The organism is Streptomyces sp. SM1 (assembly GCF_002910825.1).
GTDB lineage: Bacteria > Actinomycetota > Actinomycetes > Streptomycetales > Streptomycetaceae > Streptomyces > Streptomyces okerensis.
In genome coordinates, this window is sequence record NZ_NEUB01000666.1 from 1 (window position 1) to 1,943 (window position 1,943).

A 1,943-nucleotide genomic window follows, 5' to 3' on the forward strand; every position below is an offset into this window, starting at 1 on the left:
GTCTCGCGGGCCCAGTCGCCGACGGCGGCGACGACGACCTCGGTGTCCGGCAGGGGGTGGGCGGTGAGCGAGCCGAGGAGGCCGGTCAGGTGGTCCTGGGTGTTCGGCCCGTGGACGATGACGCTGAGCTCGGGCATCGCGGGGCTCCTTCGGCTGCTCGTCGCTCCGGACGGTCCTCTTCGGTCATATTGTCATCAATGCGACGAAGTGGACACGGGGCGTAGGCCTCACGAGGGAAGCGGAACCCTGGTTCCGTCCGGCGCGGGGTCCGTCTTCGCGGCGGCGGCCCGGGGTTTCGGGGCCTGCCCCGGCCGGGCGGTGTTCTCCCCGGTGAACGCCTCGTACTCCTTGAGCACCTCGTCGGTCGGCCCGTCCATGCGCAGCTCACCGCGCTCCAGCCAGAGCACGCGGTCGCAGGTGTCGCGGATCGACTTGTTGTTGTGGCTGACCAGGAACACCGTCCCGGCATGTCCCCGCAGCTCGCGGATGCGCGCCTCGGAACGCCTCTGGAAGGAGCGGTCGCCGGTGGCCAGCGCCTCGTCGACGAGGAGGACGTCGTGGTCCTTGGCGGCGGCGATGGAGAAGCGCAGCCGGGCGGCCATGCCGGAGGAGTAGGTGCGCATCGGCAGGGTGATGAAGTCACCCTTCTCGTTGATGCCGGAGAAGTCGACGATCTCCTGGTAGCGGGCCTTGATCTCCTCGCGGGACATGCCCATCGCGAGCCCGCCCAGCATGACGTTCCGCTCGCCGGTCAGGTCGCGCATCAGAGCCGCGTTGACGCCGAGCAGGGAGGGCTGGCCGTCGGTGTAGATGCGGCCCTTCTCCACCGGGAGCAGGCCGGCGACGGCCTTGAGCAGGGTCGACTTGCCGCTGCCGTTGGTGCCGATCAGGCCGATGGCCTCGCCCCGGTGGGCGACGAAGGACACGTTCCGCACGGCGTGCACCCGGCGCACGCCGGAGACCTTCTCGGTGTGCTTGCGGCGCAGCATGCGGTTGAGGGCGGCGGTCGCGGTGCCGCGCCCGGCGCCGGTGCCGTTGACCCGGTAGACGATGTCGACGCCGTCGGCGATGACGGTGGGGACCTTCCGGTCGGTGGTGTCAGCCACGGCCGTACCTCTCCTCGGACTTCCAGAAGTAGACGAAACCGGCCGCGCCGGCCAGCAGTGCCCAGCCCACCGCGAACGCCCACACGTGCGGGGGCAGGTAGGAGGTTCCGTAGTCGTCGATCAGCGCGAAGCGGACCAGGTCCATGTAGACCGCCGCCGGGTTCCACTGCAGCACGTCGGCCAGCCGGCCGGGGACGTCCTTGTCGCGCAGCATCGCCGGGATGCTGAACATCACGCCCGAGGCGTACATCCAGGTACGCAGCACGAACGGCATCAGCTGCGCCAGGTCGGGCGTCTTGCTGCCCATCCGCGCGAAGACCAGCGCGAGACCGGTGTTGAACACGAACTGCAGCGTCAGCGCGGGCACCACCAGCAGCCACGACAGGCCCGGGAGGTTACCGAAGGCCAGCATGATGACGACCAGCACGATCATGGAGAACAGCAGCTGCTGGAGCTGCTGGAGCGCGAACGAGATCGGCAGCGAGGCCCGCGGGAAGTGCAGCGCCCGCACCAGGCCCAGGTTGCCGGAGATGGCCCGCACACCGGCCAGCACCGAGCTCTGCGTGAACGTGAACACGAACACGCCCGTCACCAGGAACGGCACGTACACATCACTCGGAATGCCCCGGTTGGCGCCCAGCAGCAGACCGAAGATGAAGAAGTACACCGCCGCGTTCAGCAGCGGCGTCGCCACCTGCCACAACTGGCCGAGCTTGGCCTGGCTGTACTGGGCGGTGAGCTTCGCCTGCGAGAAGGCGACGATGAAGTGCCGCCGCCCCCAGAGCTGACGCACGTACGCGCCGAGGGACGGCCGGGCGCCGCTGACCGTGAGGCCGT

Annotated in this window: 2 protein-coding genes; both read right to left on the bottom strand. The window is 69.4% G+C overall.

The window, feature by feature from the left end:
• Positions 1–227: 227 nt before the first annotated feature.
• Entirely contained in the window at positions 228–1,106 is an 879-nt protein-coding gene (locus B9S61_RS18055) for an ABC transporter ATP-binding protein (protein WP_103543194.1), read from the bottom strand.
• Positions 1,099–1,943, bottom strand: an 845-nt coding sequence (locus B9S61_RS18060; protein ID WP_103543195.1) for an ABC transporter permease, incomplete at its 5' end; no start/stop codon positions are given. The genes B9S61_RS18055 and B9S61_RS18060, both read right to left, overlap by 8 nt.